Below are 17,436 nucleotides of genomic sequence, written 5' to 3'. Positions count from 1 at the left end.
CTCTGTATTTATTCGCATACCTGACATAACCAAAAAACATTCATTATGACGTGTTCATTCAATTACAGTATCGACGTACATTTCTTTTCCTATTTTTTGCTATGAAATCAATTTTAAAACATCTTTACGTGTTATCTTGGGGCACTTTCACGCTTTCTTTCTATTCCTGTAATAATTGTGATAACCCTTTTAATTTTGTTACAGAGCAATCAGCCAAAAAAGAGACAGAGGCATCGTATTATAAGCCTCATGATCACATGGAGTATTTCCTGATCGAAAAATTTGATACGATTAAACTATTTTATAAAAAACAACAGCTTCTGCGGGTAGTCCGAAACAAGTGGTATAATCCCAGTGAGGCATATGATAGTTTTTATGGTGCTACGGAAATAGGATATGCCATCGATGATCAAACATTTACTGTAACCGGGATAAAAGGGTTCGAGCAGGGAGGATATAACGCTTTTACGAAGGTGGACCCTATATACATCTATAAAAGATCCTATCTGCGATACCAGGATTCAGGAGAACTTGAAGTCCATTACAGAAACGGAAATTACAATGGATATGGAATGGGTTGTTTTCCTTCGCCTACTGCCTATCAGGAAGACTTACTAAAAATGGATATCCTGCTTAGTAAAGCTAATTTCCCGGTAACGGATTTTCCTGCTCCCTTACCTTTATTTACTGCTTCTCCCTATTCATATGCACTTAGACCTGTACAAGATACCTTACGGATTTACAACACGTACAACCGCAACGATTACGAGATCTTAACTCCCTATGATGATGCTCCTCGTTTTGCCTACCTACGTACGATCAAACGTATAAAAGAAGACAACCGTACCCGGTATTTAGCTCAAATTAAATTTGAAGATCAAAGCAGCATACAATACATCGACCTAAAAGAGGTTCAGAATGTAGCGTATCTTATGACACCTCCACTGCGATTTGTAACCGCCAGTACCTTGCATATACGAGACCCTTATGATAATGCTATCATCGCTAAAGTTCCGTATGGAAAGCAAGTAACCATTAAAAGTATACTCAGTCATGAAGTAAAGTACATCGACAACAAACCTGGTTTTTGGGTCTATGTGATTTATAAAAAAACACCTGACAAAACCGATTGGATATACGGGAAGGTATTTAGTGGTTACTTATCCGTTCATCAACCTCCCATACGAAAAAAAATAATGCATAAAACCTGATTTTATTTTAGAGAAATCCATTTTGTAATCTATTCGATTCGTTCTATCAATCTGCCTTTTCAAAGACCACTTACTACCAATACGATACTTTTATGAAAAATACGACTCTCATTCATTATTTACTGGTTTTCAGTGTTTTTAATATAAAAACACCTCAAAATGTAGTATCTTTATGGAAGCACCGTAACTTTTGATCATTCATATCCCAAATGATACCGCATGGCACCTAGAAAATCACTTTTCCTACCCCTCCTTATTCTCATTGCGCTATTGGGAGGTGTTGTCTCATGCTCCAAAGAACAAGTCCTTACAAAAGAAGAAGCGAACTGGCTGCACACCAATGATTCTATAAAAATAGCACTGTTTCCGTATTATCCTCCTTATCAATTTATCAATGACCATGGAGATGTCGAAGGAATTCTTATCGAATACCTGGAACACATAGAAGACAAACTGGGATATACTTTTGATAAAGTCCCCTATACCAGCTGGACAGCACTGATGGAAGATGTCAAAGATCAAAAAATAGAGGTGGTTCTGGAAATGCAAAAAACCAAGGGACGAATGAAATACCTTCGTTTTACCGAAGAGTTGTTTCGCTCTCCTTTTGTCCTGATTGGTCGTGACGACATTCCGGAGGGAACTACCCTGGAAGATCTGAAAGACAAGAAAATCATTGTTCCGGATGAGTTTTCCATAGAAGATCACATTCGCAGAAACTACCCATATCTCGATGTGACCACATTTCCGGATGACCTGAGCTGCCTGCGTCAGATACAGGAAGGAAACTACGACCTCTTTATTGGTCCAAAAGCAGTAGTACACTACCTGACCAAGGCTAATAATCTGGACAAAACCAAGGTGATCTCTCAGATGGATCATAGCTATGCTCCCGGAATTGCCGTCAATAAGGGGAATCCCCTGTTAAATGCAATTATATCCAAAGCTTCAAAAAGTATTAGCTATCAGGAAAAGCAAGAAATTGTAGACAACTGGCTGTATAAGATTGTAAAACCTTTCTATAAGAAGAATATCTTTTGGGTCATACTGTCCGTTGCTATTTCCAGCCTGCTTATCTCTATATTACTCATCAATTTCTATCTCAAATTCAAAATCAAGCAAAAAACCAAGGAGTTGCAACACGCCAAAGAAGTTGCCGAGGAGAGCAATCATCTCAAAACAGCCTTTATCAATAACATCTCTCATGAGGTACGCACCCCGATGAATGGGATTATCGGTTTTTCTCAGTTTCTCAGTGATCCACAGCTAACAACTGCCGAAAAAGAAAAATGCATCAAGGTGATCTCGAACTGCAGCAAGCAACTCATGAATATCATTGATGATATTCTGGAACTTTCACGCCTGGAAACCAAACAGGTCAAAATCATGAAGGAAGAAACCAATCTTTCTCATATACTCATGTCCTTATTTTCTGTTTTTAATCACAAAGCCCATCAAAAAAACATCCAACTCCTGCTGGAGAATAAATTGCGAAATGATGAGGATAAAATATTAATCGATAAGGCCAAATTGATTAAAACCCTGAATGACTTATTGGATAATGCTATCAAGTTTACAGAAGAAGGAACCATTACGATCTTTTCCAAGGTCGAAAAGGAGCAATTAATCATCAGTATTCAGGATACAGGAATTGGTGTGGAACCGGGAGATCAGGAAATTATATTTCAAAATTTTTCTCAGGTAGAAAAAGAAGTATCCAAGCGATTTGGAGGATTGGGGCTAGGGTTATCCATTGCTCAAAAAAACGTACAGCTCATGAAAGGAACAATTTCGTTCTCTTCTAAGGTAGGAGAAGGTTCCATATTTACTATTACCCTGCCACACACCCCCTTACTTCCCGGAGTGAAACAATTCCATGCAGAGAATACTCATATTATTGATGCAAAACCCGACCGGCATATTATTCTCATTGCAGAAGACGGGGATATTAATTTTCTGTTACTCAAAACATTGCTCACCAAGATGAAACATTGTAATTTTTTAATACACAGAGCTAAAAACGGGAAGGAAGCTGTCGATATTTGTCGCGAAAATGACAACATCCATTTGGTATTGATGGATATTAAAATGCCGGTAATGGATGGCTATGATGCCACCAAAATGATCAAAAGAATTCGTCCTGACCTTCCTATTATCGCCCAGACTGCCTACTCTACAGTAGAAGATATCCAAAGAGCCATGGAAGCCGGCTGTGACGATTTCGTATCCAAACCCATCGATCATAAGATTCTAAAGCCAATCATTCGAAAATATTTTTAGTAGTTTTGATGGCTAACCATGGATATAATGCTTCAACACTACTTTAGGGATTTTCTGTCCAGCCCTTGTTTATTCACCAAAGAGGTTCCCTTTGATTTTGCATTATTTGACTTTTCCCCTTTACCTGCTACCTACCCTCCACCCACTGCGACTACGTTGGTAATTCCCCCTAATGAAGTACTAGGAAAGCGGGTAGAACAGCTCTTCGAATATTATATCAGCTGCCACCCCCATTATACCCTCATTGCCAAAAACATACAGGTATTTCGTCAAAAAATTACCATTGGAGAACTCGACTTTCTCCTCCTGGATACACATACAGATACGGTTCTTCATGTAGAATTGGTCTATAAATTCTATATTTATGATACGACTGTCAGGCATTCGCATCCCTTAGCCAACTGGATCGGTCCCAACAGAAAAGATGCCTTGTTAGAAAAAACAGAAAAACTGCTACAGAAACAATTACCCCTGCTATACAAAGAAGAAACCAGGAGTCACTTCATTTCCCTGGGGATTGACCCTTCCATGATCCGGCAACAAGTTTGTTATTTTGCACAGCTATTCCCTCCCTTATCTGCTCCTTCTTATTCTTCTCCTTATATACACCCTGATGCTATTCAGGGACATTGGATTTCCTATTCTACATTTCTATCAGTAGCCTATCACCATGCTAGCTATTATATTCCCTCAAAAAAAGACTGGATCTGTCAGCCCACTGCCCAGACCCCTTGGTATTCCTATCAAATCGCCAAGGAGTTAATACAAGCCCAGATAGACCAACAAAAAGCACCTATGGTCTGGATCAAAAGACCCAATACCCCTCCTGCCAAACTATTTATTGCATGGTGGTTTCCTTACTAACTTGTTAAAAATAAATCAATTAACTCAATAAAATCATTAATTTTTAATACATTTTTAACATAAAAAAACAAGAAAACAGCAAGAATCCTTTGTAGTTTTGTATATCCCTACTTTTACGATTCGTATACATAATAGCATTATTATGACTGTTCTGGTCAATATTAACCGATTATCCTCTAAGGAATAATCACAATGCTATAACCTATGAAAACGCACCTACTCCCATTGCTATTGGCTACCAGCCTATTAACTCCAACAATTACTGCCATCGCTGTTCCCTCTGACACCTGTGCTTCTACTGTTATTCAGGAAGAAAGAAAACTTTCTCCCGAAGAAGAAAAAGCCCGTGGATTGGATGTAATGGCGAATCAGATCGTAGAAAATATCGAAGAGATAGACCTGAGAAAGGTAGCCCGCTCTCCTATATTCGAAACCAGTTATGGATTCCGGTGGAAAATGTTTAATGTAAAAACCGGACATTTTTATACCATTAAAGTCAACAAGAACTTTGCGCTTATTTCAGTCAGAGATAGTAAAAACAACCCGCTTTAGGAAGATAGTTTTTTTAGGACTTCTTCATAACCGTCTAAGTATTCCCAATAAATAATGCGGTCATATGCATACTTAATCAGGATAAAACGCTCGCTAACAGATAAGATACGATCAACAGCGACCAGTTTCTTTGAAGGGGTTTCTACCGCTACCGCTTCGGTAATCTCTTGATTTCTGGCATCAAATCCGTGTAGAATGGTGTGATTTTGTAACGTGAGTTCTATAAATTTCATATATAATTACTTTTTGAAAACTACTTCGGGATCAATGCCTGAAGTCATATCGAATATACGCATTCAGGGGAAACTCCAAGTGCTTAGATGCATAAAAAATATACTCTGCAAGACGAATCATACGATACTAAGATTGCATACGTCTGTATGACGCTCCATCAAGCTAATCATTAGTAATCGGAAGATGAATTCTTCCTCATCGCTCTAAGCAAGGAGTCTCTGCAATAATGATATACTTCCCTTCCCGTACATCTTAATCCTGTTCCTTAGAATTCTTATGAAGATCAAAAAGCATCCTGACAATTACCCCAGGAGATAAACATATATTTATCAGACTGTTCAGGGATTATTTCTCCCCTGTCACTTTCATTAACATCAGTTTAAGAATATTTCATTTTCAATTTAGTTACTTTATGCTATATATCAATTATCATTTAGTACTTATCGATGAAAAACATACGCTTTTTATTACTATTGTTTTGTACAACTTCCTTAGTTTCTCAGGAATTCTCTATGGACATTTTACGGGAAATGACTCCCAGAAATATTGGTCCCGGAGGAATGAGTGGACGGGTAACTGCCATAGATGTTGTAACAACAAATCCCGATATTATCTATGCGGGTACTGCATCCGGGGGATTGTGGAAATCCACCTCGGGAGGAACTACCTGGGTTCCTATTTTTGAAAAAGAAGCCACGGCATCCATTGGAGCTGTAGCTATCCAGCAATCCAACCCTTCGGTCATCTGGGTAGGTACCGGAGAAGGAAACCCCAGAAACAGCCTGAATGGGGGATATGGAATCTATCGTTCTTTAGACGGGGGAAAACACTGGAAACTTATGGGGTTGGAGAAAACACGACACATTCATCGGGTTATTATAGACCCGACCAATCCGGATGTGGTTTATGTCGCTGCTATCGGATCTCCCTGGGGGGCGCATGAAGAACGCGGCGTTTATAAGACGACTGACGGAGGAGCCACCTGGAAGAAAATTCTATCCGGAAACCTAAAAACCGGAGCTGCTGATTTGGTAATGGACCCCAGCAATCCCAATAAATTAATCGCTGCCTTGTGGGAACACAAGCGAGATCCCTGGTTTTTTAAATCAGGAGGAGCAGGTTCCGGATTGTTTATTACACATGACGGAGGAGCTACCTGGCAAGAAAAAACAGCAACGGACGGCTTACCCGAAGGACCTCTGGGAAGAATCGGGATCGCCATTGCTCCCAGTAATCCGGAAATCATCTATGCCTTGATAGAAGCCAAAAAGAATGCCTTATATAAATCAACAGACGGGGGATTTCACTGGACAAAAGTCAATGATAAAAACGGTATAGGAAATCGCCCTTTCTATTATTCGGAGATCTACGTAGATCCACAAAATGAAAACAGATTATATACCATATTCACCTATGTAAATGTCTCGGAAGACGGCGGAAAAAACTTTGAGCAACTCATGCCTGCTTACGGAGTATCTAACGGGGTACACCCGGATCACCATGCCTGGTGGATCCATCCTGATGACGGGAGTTTTATGATCGATGGGAATGACGGAGGTCTAAACATAACCCGGGATCGCGGAAAAAGCTGGCGCTTTATCGGCAATCTCCCGGTGGCTCAGTTTTATCACATTAATGTAGATAATGAATTCCCCTATAATGTTTATGGAGGTATGCAGGACAACGGAAGCTGGAGAGGTCCTGCATATGTATGGAAAGCACAGGGAATCCGCAATTCTTACTGGCAGGAAATCTCATTCGGAGACGGTTTTGATGTCATTCCGGATAAAGATGATTCCCGATATGGGTGGTCGATGAGTCAGCAAGGGTTCGTCAGCCGTTATGACTGGCAAACCGGAAACAACTATACTGTTCGCCCTACGCACCCTGATCCGACGGTAGTATTGCGATTCAACTGGAATGCGGCTATTAATATCGATCCTTTTGATAATAGTACCATTTATTTTGGTAGCCAGTTCGTACATAAAAGTACCGACAAAGGACTTACCTGGACCCTGATTTCTCCGGATCTTACCACCAATAATCCGGAAAAACAAAAACAATCCGAAAGCGGAGGGCTTACCATGGATGCTACCGGAGCAGAAAACCATTGTACTATTTTAGTGATCGAGCCCTCTCCTATCGAAAAAAATCTCTTATGGGTCGGTACGGATGACGGTCGGGTACACCTGAGTCAGGATGGAGGTACACACTGGAATGATGTCTCTAAAAACATTAAAGGACTCCCTGAAGGAAGCTGGATTGCTCAGATCAAAGCCTCTAATAAAAATAAAGGAGAAGCCTTGCTGGTGGCTAATGACTACCGCAGATTTAATTATACTCCTTATGCCTACAGAACCACGGATTTTGGAAAAAGCTGGCAGCGCATTGTCGCGACAGGAGATACACAAAGCTATGCCCTGAGCATCGTAGAAGATCCTGTCGAAAGCAACTTATTGTTTCTCGGTACGGACGATGGCTTATACATCTCTCTGGATGCCGGAAATTCCTGGACCAAATGGACCCGGGGGTTCCCAACTGTATCGGTAAAAGATTTGGTGATTCACCCCAGAGAGCACGATTTGATTATTGGAACTTTTGGTAGAGCTGCCTGGGTACTAGACAATATTCGCCCGCTACGTGCTATTGCCAAAAACAATCGGGTACTGGCACAAAAAATCCATGCATTCCAACCCGCTACTTCCTACCTAGCTGCTTATCAGCAACCCACAGGAAGCCGATTCGGAGGAGATGCCCTTTATAACGGAACCAACAGAGCCAGAGGGGCTCATATCCCCTACTACCTTCAGGTACAAAAGAAAGAGAAAAAAACAGCCAAAAAGGAAACTGAAACTGCGGCAGAAAGCGAAGCAGCTGAAAAAAATAAAATTACCTGGGACAGTCTTACGGTACAGTTCTATGATCAGGATCGACTTATCCGGACGCTGAAACAAAAAACACCGGATTCTTCAGGAATTCATCAAATAACTTGGTATCTCAATGAAAAGGGAGTGGATCGCCCTTCCCGAAAAATCAGAAAAAACAAACGAGAGCCCGGAGGGGTAACGGTGAAACCCGGTACCTACAAGGTGGTACTGACCTATGGAGATCAGCAATCAACAACACAGATCACCGTCAAAAATGACCCCAGAATTCCCAACTCGGCAGCACATACAGCAGCAGTATATACCGCTGCAAAGGAAGTCGAGCAATTGACACAACTGGCAGCAGACGCTGTGAGACAACTTGTGGAGAGCAAAGAAATTGCCACTACGTTTCAGCAAAAGCTTCAAAAAGAAGATAAAACGAAGTACAAGGAGCAGATCAAAGCTGCCCAGGAAACCAGTAAAGCCATTGATTCCCTCATTGCTTTATATATCGGAAAAGAAGATAAACGTCAGGGAATCACCCGGAACCCGGAGGTTTCCGTCATGCAGCGTATCGGAACTGCCAGCTGGTATACCGGCAGCAGAAAAAGTGGTATCACTGCTACAGAACGACAGCTGATACAACAAGCCAAAGATGCCTTATCAACTGCATTGACGAAGACCAATACCTTCTTTACAGACAGCTGGGGACCTTATCAAAAAAGTATGGAAGCAATAACGCTCTCTCCTTTTAAAGAAATTAAATCATTCCAACTCAAATAACAATTCATATGAAAACGCACGTTTTATATAGTCTGTGCTTCCTCGCGCTGGCATCCTGTAAACAGGAAGCCGAAAAAAAAGCAGAAAGCACTCCTGAACCTGTCAAAATTGCTCAGTATTCCATCGAGCAGTTTATGGACAATGAAAATGCCTTTGCCAATGGATTTTCCAAGGACAAATCCAAGGTATTAATGACCAGTAACCGATCTGGTATTTATAATATGTACACCACGGCCGCCAGCGGAGGGGAATTTACACCAGTCACCCAATCGGACAGTGCCTCTGTTTTCGGGATTTCCTATTTCCCGAATGACGACAGAATCTTATTCCGTATGGATGGAAACGGGGATGAAATCTTCAAGCTGTTTGTCAAAGACAGTGCGGGGATCAAGCGACTAACCCCCGAAAAAAATGTCAGAGCACTTTTTAGAGGTTGGGCAAAAGACGGAAAGAGTTTTTTCTACGGCAGTAATGAAAGGGATGCTAAATTCATGGACCACTATGAGATGCAGGTATCGGATTTCTCCTCTAAAATGATCTATAAGAATGAAGACGGGATGGATTTCTCGGGGATGTCCGACGATCGTCGCTATGTCGTTCTCAGAAAAGCCATCAATACCAATGACAATAACCTGTATGTGGTGGATACACAAACCAATAAAAAGGTACAGATCAATGATACACTAAGTGCCAATGGGGCACAGGATTTCTCTCCCGACGGGAAGTATTTCTACTATACCACGGATCACGATGCTGAATTCAAATACCTGATGAAATACGAACTGGCTACAGGAAAAAAAGAAAAAGTACTGGCTAAGGATTGGGATATTACGGCTTTTTATTTTACCCGAAACGGAAAATACCAGGTATTGTTTACCAATGAAGATGCCAAAACCCATATGGAAGTAATCGAAGTGAGTAGCAACCAGCCAATCGAGTTTCCGGCGATTAAGAATAAGAGCATTAATTCTGCGCGTTTCTCCCGGGATGAATCCATGGCACTACTCAATATTTCTGGCTCTAATACTCCTACCAATGTATACAGCTATGACATCGCTGCCAAAAAGCACCATCAGCTTACAGATGTGTTAAACAAAGACATCAATGCAGACGACCTGGTTGCTTCTCAGGTGGTTCGTTTTCCATCTTTCGACGGGTTGGAAATCCCTGCAATTTACTACCTGCCCAAGCAGGCATCTGCTACACAAAAGGTTCCTGCACTGGTATGGGTACACGGAGGTCCCGGAGGGCAATCCAGACAAGGGTTCAGATCTGCAATCCAGTACCTGGTCAATCACGGCTATGCCATCTTAGCGGTGAACAACCGGGGAAGCAGCGGTTATGGAAAGAGCTTTTTTAAAATGGATGACAGAAACCATGGCGACAAAGATCTGAAAGACTGCATCGCCGGAAAAAACTGGCTGGCACAGCAAGCACAAATCGATGCCGGTAAGATTGGAATCATCGGAGGGTCCTATGGAGGATATATGACCATGGCAGCGCTGACCTATGCCCCTAATGAGTTCGAAGTGGGAGTTAATATTTACGGGGTAACCAATTGGCTACGTACCTTAAAAAGTATTCCTCCCTGGTGGGAATCTTTTAAACAGGCATTATATACAGAAATGGGAGATCCCAATACGGCAGATTCTGTTCGTCTCAAAAAGATTTCCCCTTTATTCCATACACAGCATGTAAAGAAACCATTAATGGTATTACAGGGAGCCAAAGACCCGAGAGTACTTAAGATCGAATCCGATGAAATTGTCGAAGGAGTAAAGAAAAATGGCATTCCGGTAGAATATGTATTATTCGAAGATGAAGGACATGGTTTTGTCAAAAAAGAAAACCAGATCAAGGCTTATAAACGTATTAAAACGTTTCTGGACACCTATCTAAAGGCTACGCCAGATACAACGGCTCAGCATACTGAAGCAAGTAGGTAATACCACAGAATTAATTCTCCTAAAAACGGGCGATAGTATAAATGCTACCGCCTGTTTTTTTATTATTCTCTCATAGCAATTCCTCTCTAAACGCTGTTATCCCCTCTTTTCTAATAAGCATGGCGATGCTATACAGCATGTGATAAAACATCGTATGTATCGCTCCGTCGAACTTCTTTATGAGGGACTCCTCTATCGTATTTAACAAATATTTATGATCCCCTACAGCTGTTTGGAACGTTTTGTTTCCTAATTAATTTGAAAGAGCCTCAGGTAGCAAAAATTGTTAGAAGGGCTAGTGCAAAGTCCGGTATCTTACGAAAAATAACCCCGCAAATGTTAAGGCATTCTTTTGCCACTCATCTTTTAGAAGACGGAACAGATATTAGATACATTCAAACTCTGTTGGGACATAGTAGCACAAAAACAACCAAAATTTACACACAAGTTGCTCTAAATAATTTTAAATCAATTAGAAATCCGTTAGATTTGGGAAAAATATAATGGAAATATGTGTACCGGTACACATATCCAATTGTTAGCGGTAATTACGTAACCTTAAGAGCAACTACTAAGTGAATAAGTATTGAATCGTTGTATAAAATTGATTAAACTTCCCTCCATTATTACTTTTATCAACAAGGTATGCTGTCACAAAATCACTTAATTCTTTTTCAGTCAATTCAGGATCAAGAAATGGTTCAATTACTTTATTTCTCATATCAATAAGTTTATCAATATTTAATTCCAACTTTTGAATTGTTATATCAACAAATTTGTCTTTTCTATCTGCTGGAATAATATGTCCGTCAAATGTATATTTGAATTTCGTTTCACAATCATCATCTAAGGGAGATACTAATCTTTCATCAAACCAATTCCCTTTAGAATTCCCACAATGTAGTGGCTCCCCCTTACCAACATTTCTTTGACAAGAACATAGCATATTTCCGTATTCTAACTGTAATTCAGGAAATTTGTTATCTTCTTGAGGTTTGAAATGCTCTATATGATAATCACTCTTAATAAGTTTTCTTTCACAATAACAACAGATATATCCTTGCTCACTTAACAATGAATTATATACTTTTTGCTTCTCGGGATTTTGAAGATCATTATAAGTAGGCTTCCAATTTTCATTTTCCAAACTCTTCCAATCTTTAAATTCTTGAGGTTCGGAACTCTTTATAATATGCTTCATTTACCAATAATTTCTCTTCTCTTTATTAGTACTTCAGCCTTAGTTAATTCAGAATCAACACCAATTTGATTGGTTAATTTATTTAACTTAGTTTTAGCCTCTTTCAATTGCCCTTCCTGAATCAATTTAAATAATTGATGAATTTCATTTTTAATTTTCTTAGGTCTTGCATCCACATTTAACAAATCTTCTAGAATTCTATCCGTATTTTTACCATAGGAATCCATTGCTTTACTGTAGGACAATTCATTTTTAATATTTTCTAAAAGAAAGATTTTCTCTGGTTGAACATGACTTAATACTTGAGGAGAATGAGTTGAAAATACGAACTGACAATTCGGGAATAATTTCGTCAATTTTGGAATCATTATTCTCTGCCAACTTGGATGCAAATGAAGGTCGATCTCATCAATCAATATGATACCATCTCCTTCTAAGGGATTTACATTTCCTGGATTTGCTATCGCTAACCTTCTTGCTATATCCCCTACAAGAGCAATAAGATTCTTTTCACCGTCCGAAAGCTGATCCAAATTTATTGTAACTCCTTCCTTATCAACAAGCATGTGAGGTCTAGGTAATCTCTTAACTCGTATATTGCTATAATTAGGTACGAATTCCTCGATAGCATGAGTTACATACTTTAATTCACGTCCTTCACTTCTTGTTGCTCTATCTTGTCTTTCAGCATCATTAGAGACAATATTATTTATAGATTCTATTAGATCAAAAGCTACTTTATGTAACTTCTCTTTATCTTTTATTCGTATTGGATTAAACTCTCGGAAAACTCTTTCAATTTCCTCTTTTCCTTTATTACTCATCCACCACAAGCTCAGTAAAATTGCAAAGGATAAGGCATCCCAAACGAATCTTACAACTTGTTTTTGAATATCTCTCGACTCTTCTTCATAAAAGAACTCTTCTAATTGATGAAAAATCTTTTCAATAGCTGATGTAGGAAATGCTCTTGGATCAATTAAATCATCTTTTCTTGATTCGGTTAAAGCTCCCATTTTATGGAGAAGATATTCGATATCATGAAGAATTCTATCTATTGGATGTCTTCCTTTTATTCTACGACCAGATAAATGCAATAATTCTCCTAACTCACGAAATAGATATCTAGGCTCTTCATAAATAGAATCATCTTTTTGAAACCGATTTAAAAAGTATTTAAACTCGCTTTTATCCATTTCGTCATCAACGGATAAATTTTCAATATCTCTTAGAAGTCTTCTTGTCTTTCTTTTAACCCAAGTTTTATTTCTTATAATCCACTTCTGCCTAGATCCAACTCTTTCATTTAGAATATCATCTTGAAGTCTAAACCATTCAAAAAAAGATTGATAGTTTGTTTTACCGCCGAGCGAATTTTCATATACATCTAGAATATACATGCCCTCCTTACCTGAGATTTCAGGAGCAATATTATTTACTATTCTATCAACAGGATAATATACGACTACTGGTAAAGTCGATTCACTAGAGAGTTTATCTTGAAAATAATGTGCTAAATCAGTTGCTCCTACTAAATCAGATTTCTCGTTACTTGTTGTACCTAAAGCGGACTTAACCAATGTCCAATCAAAATTCATTTCTTTTTCTTCTACAAGAATCTGAATACTAGAATATTTAGTTCCTATTCTGATATCAGAATCAGAAATTCTTTGACCAGAGGCATTAACTCTTTGAATTCGATTTACTAACCAAGATAATGAAGTAGCTAAAGCATCTAGAACTGTTGACTTACCAGCTCCATTTACACCTACCAATACATTAATATCATTTGACAAATCGAAAGATTCATCCTTAATGCTTCTAAAGTTTTTTATATGTATTTTCTGTATTTTCATTTAGTCATTTCTCTGTAGAAATCAATAACTCTCGAATATCAACTTTTAAAAATTTTGAAATTTCAAATAAGGTTTCAACTGAAGGTTGAACTTCATTAGTACACCATCTTGAAACAGTAGATTCTGTTTTCCCTAAATGACTTGCTAACTCCTTATTATTAGTATTCTTTTCCGCAAGAACAGATTTGATTCTATTTAAGTTTTGTTTCGCCACAATGTTAATTTATTGACTTCTGGTGTAAATATAAGAGTTCTAAAATTGTGCCAAAATCACAATTTATTATATTTTCATGCATATTAATTTTGTTTTAAACACTATTTATTGTATTTTTATAGCAATAAATAATAGTCATGACGCAAAAAAAGAAAATTACAAAAAAGGGGGAAAGACGATTAAAAGTGATCTCAAAAGCGTTCCGAAGAGACTATAATAGGTATGTTACCTTTCCAGAAATAAAATTAAGTGGAAAATGGCTTAAAGAAATAGGATTTAATTGTGGGCAATTTGTAATTGTAAGCCATAAAAAAAATAAAATAACTATTACCTTACAAAAAGAAAATGAATCTAAAAAATGAAAAACTACCGCTAACAAGGTATAAAGCAAATAGGGCGTTCGGTGATTTCCGAAAGTTTTGTACTTTTAGCAATCACGCCAAAACAAAGTTTTGACGTTTAAGAAAATATAAAAGTAAAAACGTTTGTTTTGGCTTAGTGCAAACTCGAAAGGTCAGTTCCTTTTCCTGCCCTACTTGCCTTATACTAGACGTTAGCTATAATTAAAAATGAAAATAAACGTATTGATTTTATTCTTATTAGTATTTTTTTCTTGTAAAAAGGATTGTTCGCTTAGTTTTGAAATTATTGATACTAAATTTTCAAATCCTTTTGTTTCAGGACAAAATGAAACTCTAAGAATAATTGACAACATTGATTATGATAGGTATCAATTAGTAAATGTAAATGAGTCTGAAATACCATACATAATGAGAATTATTAAAACTCAAATTCTTTCAAATAATAAAGCTACTGAAAGAATGAAAAAAAATATTTGTAATTATGGTGTTCAAATTGCTGGATTTTATGATATTAAAGACAAAACAAAAAAGATATACTTAAATTTTTTATTTGGCTTCAGATTTAATGAATCAGAAGATGAAATGTTGATTGATCATAATGGAGAAGAAACTAAATATATGATAGTACATGATGGAGGTGATGATTTTTTTCAAGCAATTATAGATACAAGAAAAAATACTTTTCATATAATTTATATTAATGGAGAAGCATAAAACTATAGCTAACAAAACCTAAACTGCATTAAAACGCAGCTTAGCCAAACCGTTGTACTCAATTGCTAATTAGAATTCAAGATGGGAATATTTAAGAACATATTTAAAAAGAATAAATCAATACCTGAGTTTGACTTTATTGAAACATATGAGCACAAAGACAAATATTTTTCAAGAATAAAAAAATGGAATTGGATTAACTCTGAACAAATTTCAATATTAGAAAAAGATGAAAAAGGAAAAATAAAAATGACAACAATGGATTACTGGTATCAAGAAATGTTTCTTGACGCTAATGGACAGATTACTATAGCAGAATATTTAAGTGTTTTAGTAAAGCAATTTCAAGATAGTAAAATGGAAATTCCTACTGATTTAGATAAATTTATGACTGAGACACTTTGGAGTTTGAAAAATGACTTAAAGGCTATAGAATTTACCGATTCAAGAGTTCAATTAAAAGCTGAATATAAAGACCCTATTGTAAAATCATAACTGAGTACAACAACACCTAAACTGCATTAAAACGCAGCTTAGCCAAAACGTTGTACACAATACCGAAAATCATTTTGAAAAATAAAAATCGAATTGAAGAGGACTTTATTGAGAGTTGGAATTTAATTGAGAAATTCTATCAAGAATATCCTGATGATAGTCGCCCGTTCACAAATGATGCCCTTAGATTGATAAAAGAAATGAGAAACTGTAATCTTGATAAAGAATTAAGAGCTGGTCAATCTCTATGGTTTTTCCTTTTATCAAGAAACAGATGGCATGGTTTGGACAAAGAACCACATATTAGAATTACTTTTCTAGGAAAAAATAAGATGAATATCAAGTCAAATTTTCATGGAGAAGAAATAAGCAAAGAGTCTGAGGTAAATTACAGTGGATATTTAAAAAAAATGATTGATAAATTATTAGAACAAGAAATAATCCTGAATGAATACGAAGATGATGACCTCGATGCGTTTTTTGCTTCTATTGATACTGACTGATTAATGTTAGTTAGAATTAAAAAAACTGTGTACAACAACATATATGTGATCATAGCAACTAAGTGATCAATCAATTGGTTCTTGTATTTTTGGTAAGGTGCAATGCTTGCAGAAAGTTAAAGTTAGCAATCAATGCACAAAAAAAATCGAAAAGCAAGGTAACAATTTGCTCTGCTACGACACATATATTAAACGTTGTGCTTAATTACTAAACAAAGAACAGATATTATGACTAAAATTCATGAAGACATAAAAAAAATATGCTTCTTCTGTTCTAAACCAATAGAAGATAAAAAAACTTTAGAGCATATAATCCCAAATAGCTTATTAGGTAAATTAGGAATAAAAGAAGTAGAATTAAAGGGAGAAGGAGCTTTCCAATACAGTAGAATAAAAGTTCCAGCTCATAGTTCTTGTAACAGCGGTTTTGGTAGTGAATATGAAAATAGAATCATTGAATTACTTGACAATCCAAAACAACTTTATATTGATTTAAAAACTGAAGAATCAGGAATATCAATGAGATATGGACCTGATGAATCATTGACAATGCTTATATCAACTTGGCTATCTAAAATTTATTATGGTCTATTTTATAATGATTACTTGAAATTAGGAGAGTCTGAATATACTAAAACTGCAAAGAACATAATAGAGAGTGATAACTTTAAAATGGTACAAAAAGCATATCAAGATGGTGTAGGCTTTTGTATTCCTTCTAGTTTATATGTTTTTACTTCAAAAAATGAAAATTTTGATTTAAGAACTATGATTTATCCACAAACAATTCTAATGAAAGTTAAATCTTTAACTATGATTTTATGTATTGGTGACGGTTTTTTAACAAAAAACTACTTAAGCAATGGAATATTAGAAGATTATAGAGAATTCTTGGCTACAGAAGAAAAAAGAGAATCAAGATTTTCAGTTCATCTTTATGGATTAGCTGAAATTACTTCATTAAGAATGCATATTCCAAAAGAACCATCTTTTATTTATTCAAAACAACAGAAAGAAATTATAAATATGAGTTTAACAACAGGAGTAAGTAATCCTGACGAATATTATAAAGTTGACGAAGTCTCAATTATGAAAAAAAGGGATGAAATATTAAAAGAATTTGGTGTAAAAATGAAATAAACTAAGCACAACAAGGTATAAAAAACATAGGGCTGTTTTGGCTTTCCCAAAGGTCTGTGTTTATTTACAAAGTCGCCAAATATAAAATTTGGCGTTTACAAAAAATGATAAATGCAAAATATTTATATTTGGCTTAGTACCAATCCGAAACGTATCACTTATTACCTGCCCTACGTTTCTTATACGAGACCGTTAGCAAATATTAATAATGAAA

Annotated in this window: 15 protein-coding genes and 1 pseudogene; 12 read left to right on the top strand and 4 right to left on the bottom strand. The window is 36.9% G+C overall.

Annotated features, from left to right (window positions below; translation table 11 throughout):
- Nucleotides 1-128 precede the first annotated feature (128 nt).
- The 4 genes from ACFSTE_RS05335 to ACFSTE_RS05320 all read left to right on the top strand — a co-directional run bounded on the left by ACFSTE_RS05335 (nt 129) and on the right by ACFSTE_RS05320 (nt 4,907).
- Nucleotides 129-1,211 (top strand): hypothetical protein, encoded by a 1,083-nt coding sequence (locus ACFSTE_RS05335; RefSeq protein ID WP_378255563.1) that lies wholly within the window; start codon nt 129-131, stop codon nt 1,209-1,211.
- A gap of 219 nt (nt 1,212-1,430) precedes the next feature.
- Nucleotides 1,431-3,491, top strand: coding sequence for a hybrid sensor histidine kinase/response regulator (locus ACFSTE_RS05330; RefSeq protein ID WP_378255565.1), 2,061 nt, complete (start codon nt 1,431-1,433; stop codon nt 3,489-3,491).
- Between the two features lie 27 nt (nt 3,492-3,518).
- On the top strand, nt 3,519-4,355 hold the full coding sequence (locus ACFSTE_RS05325) for a DUF1853 family protein (protein WP_378255567.1): 837 nt from the start codon (nt 3,519-3,521) through the stop codon (nt 4,353-4,355).
- A 204-nt stretch (nt 4,356-4,559) separates the two neighbouring features.
- Nucleotides 4,560-4,907 (top strand): hypothetical protein, encoded by a 348-nt coding sequence (locus tag ACFSTE_RS05320; RefSeq protein ID WP_378255569.1) that lies wholly within the window; start codon nt 4,560-4,562, stop codon nt 4,905-4,907.
- Here ACFSTE_RS05320 and ACFSTE_RS05315 read toward each other — a convergent pair.
- Nucleotides 4,904-5,140, bottom strand: a complete 237-nt coding sequence (locus ACFSTE_RS05315; RefSeq protein WP_378255571.1) for a hypothetical protein — start codon at nt 5,138-5,140, stop codon at nt 4,904-4,906. The two genes, ACFSTE_RS05320 and ACFSTE_RS05315, sit on opposite strands and share 4 nt — an antisense overlap.
- A gap of 447 nt (nt 5,141-5,587) precedes the next feature.
- On the opposite strand from ACFSTE_RS05315, the gene ACFSTE_RS05310 reads away from it, so the two are divergent.
- The 3 genes and pseudogenes from ACFSTE_RS05310 to ACFSTE_RS05300 all read left to right on the top strand — a co-directional run.
- Nucleotides 5,588-8,791 (top strand): VPS10 domain-containing protein, encoded by a 3,204-nt coding sequence (locus ACFSTE_RS05310; protein WP_378255573.1) that lies wholly within the window; start codon nt 5,588-5,590, stop codon nt 8,789-8,791.
- 8 nt (nt 8,792-8,799) lie between these two features.
- A complete protein-coding gene (locus ACFSTE_RS05305; RefSeq protein ID WP_378255575.1) occupies nt 8,800-10,737 on the top strand; it encodes a S9 family peptidase in 1,938 nt (645 codons plus the stop codon).
- 237 nt (nt 10,738-10,974) lie between these two features.
- A pseudogene (locus tag ACFSTE_RS05300) lies at nt 10,975-11,241 on the top strand (tyrosine-type recombinase/integrase); the annotation flags it as partial.
- A gap of 67 nt (nt 11,242-11,308) precedes the next feature.
- Here the strand turns inward: ACFSTE_RS05300 and ACFSTE_RS05295 are convergent.
- Genes ACFSTE_RS05295 through ACFSTE_RS05285 form a run of 3 tightly spaced genes read right to left on the bottom strand, consistent with a single transcriptional unit; the run spans nt 11,309 to nt 14,008 of the window.
- On the bottom strand, nt 11,309-11,938 hold the full coding sequence (locus tag ACFSTE_RS05295; protein ID WP_378255579.1) for a retron system putative HNH endonuclease: 630 nt from the start codon (nt 11,936-11,938) through the stop codon (nt 11,309-11,311).
- Nucleotides 11,935-13,794, bottom strand: coding sequence for an AAA family ATPase (locus tag ACFSTE_RS05290; RefSeq protein ID WP_378255581.1), 1,860 nt, complete (start codon nt 13,792-13,794; stop codon nt 11,935-11,937). Before ACFSTE_RS05290 ends, ACFSTE_RS05295 begins: the two co-directional genes overlap by 4 nt.
- A 4-nt stretch (nt 13,795-13,798) precedes the next feature.
- The gene (locus tag ACFSTE_RS05285) at nt 13,799-14,008 is read right to left on the bottom strand and encodes a helix-turn-helix transcriptional regulator (protein WP_378255583.1); all 210 of its coding nucleotides are present in this window, start codon (nt 14,006-14,008) and stop codon (nt 13,799-13,801) included.
- 137 nt (nt 14,009-14,145) lie between these two features.
- Between ACFSTE_RS05285 and ACFSTE_RS05280 the strand changes: the two genes are divergently transcribed.
- The 5 genes from ACFSTE_RS05280 to ACFSTE_RS05260 all read left to right on the top strand — a co-directional run bounded on the left by ACFSTE_RS05280 (nt 14,146) and on the right by ACFSTE_RS05260 (nt 17,222).
- Nucleotides 14,146-14,370 carry a SymE family type I addiction module toxin gene (locus ACFSTE_RS05280; RefSeq protein ID WP_378255585.1) on the top strand — a complete coding sequence of 75 codons (225 nt, stop codon included), beginning with the start codon at nt 14,146-14,148 and terminating at the stop codon, nt 14,368-14,370.
- A 207-nt stretch (nt 14,371-14,577) separates the two neighbouring features.
- Nucleotides 14,578-15,084 (top strand): hypothetical protein, encoded by a 507-nt coding sequence (locus ACFSTE_RS05275; RefSeq protein WP_378255587.1) that lies wholly within the window; start codon nt 14,578-14,580, stop codon nt 15,082-15,084.
- Between the two features lie 81 nt (nt 15,085-15,165).
- Nucleotides 15,166-15,579: a hypothetical protein gene (locus ACFSTE_RS05270; protein WP_378255589.1), complete on the top strand. Its 414-nt coding sequence runs from the start codon at nt 15,166-15,168 to the stop codon at nt 15,577-15,579.
- Between the two features lie 74 nt (nt 15,580-15,653).
- On the top strand, nt 15,654-16,082 hold the full coding sequence (locus ACFSTE_RS05265; RefSeq protein WP_378298018.1) for a hypothetical protein: 429 nt from the start codon (nt 15,654-15,656) through the stop codon (nt 16,080-16,082).
- A 228-nt stretch (nt 16,083-16,310) separates the two neighbouring features.
- Nucleotides 16,311-17,222, top strand: a complete 912-nt coding sequence (locus ACFSTE_RS05260) for a hypothetical protein (protein WP_378255593.1) — start codon at nt 16,311-16,313, stop codon at nt 17,220-17,222.
- Nucleotides 17,223-17,436 lie beyond the last annotated feature (214 nt).

This window comes from Aquimarina hainanensis, from assembly GCF_042684685.1.
In the GTDB taxonomy this organism is placed as follows: domain Bacteria; phylum Bacteroidota; class Bacteroidia; order Flavobacteriales; family Flavobacteriaceae; genus Aquimarina; species Aquimarina hainanensis.
Note: the sequence above shows the minus strand (reverse complement) of the source record. Positions and strands in the feature narration are given on the sequence as shown.

Bases quoted from the DNA above. Each gene is read 5' to 3' on its own strand.
- ACFSTE_RS05330 (WP_378255565.1), top strand. From the start codon at position 1,431: ATGGCACCTAGAAAATCACTTTTCCTACCCCTCCTTATTCTCATTGCG.
- ACFSTE_RS05325 (WP_378255567.1), top strand. From the start codon at position 3,519: ATGCTTCAACACTACTTTAGGGATTTTCTGTCCAGCCCTTGTTTATTC.
- ACFSTE_RS05320 (WP_378255569.1), top strand. From the start codon at position 4,560: ATGAAAACGCACCTACTCCCATTGCTATTGGCTACCAGCCTATTAACT.
- ACFSTE_RS05315 (WP_378255571.1), bottom strand. From the start codon at position 5,140: ATGAAATTTATAGAACTCACGTTACAAAATCACACCATTCTACACGGA.
- ACFSTE_RS05310 (WP_378255573.1), top strand. From the start codon at position 5,588: ATGAAAAACATACGCTTTTTATTACTATTGTTTTGTACAACTTCCTTA.
- ACFSTE_RS05305 (WP_378255575.1), top strand. From the start codon at position 8,800: ATGAAAACGCACGTTTTATATAGTCTGTGCTTCCTCGCGCTGGCATCC.
- ACFSTE_RS05295 (WP_378255579.1), bottom strand. From the start codon at position 11,938: ATGAAGCATATTATAAAGAGTTCCGAACCTCAAGAATTTAAAGATTGG.
- ACFSTE_RS05290 (WP_378255581.1), bottom strand. From the start codon at position 13,794: ATGAAAATACAGAAAATACATATAAAAAACTTTAGAAGCATTAAGGAT.
- ACFSTE_RS05280 (WP_378255585.1), top strand. From the start codon at position 14,146: ATGACGCAAAAAAAGAAAATTACAAAAAAGGGGGAAAGACGATTAAAA.
- ACFSTE_RS05275 (WP_378255587.1), top strand. From the start codon at position 14,578: ATGAAAATAAACGTATTGATTTTATTCTTATTAGTATTTTTTTCTTGT.
- ACFSTE_RS05270 (WP_378255589.1), top strand. From the start codon at position 15,166: ATGGGAATATTTAAGAACATATTTAAAAAGAATAAATCAATACCTGAG.
- ACFSTE_RS05260 (WP_378255593.1), top strand. From the start codon at position 16,311: ATGACTAAAATTCATGAAGACATAAAAAAAATATGCTTCTTCTGTTCT.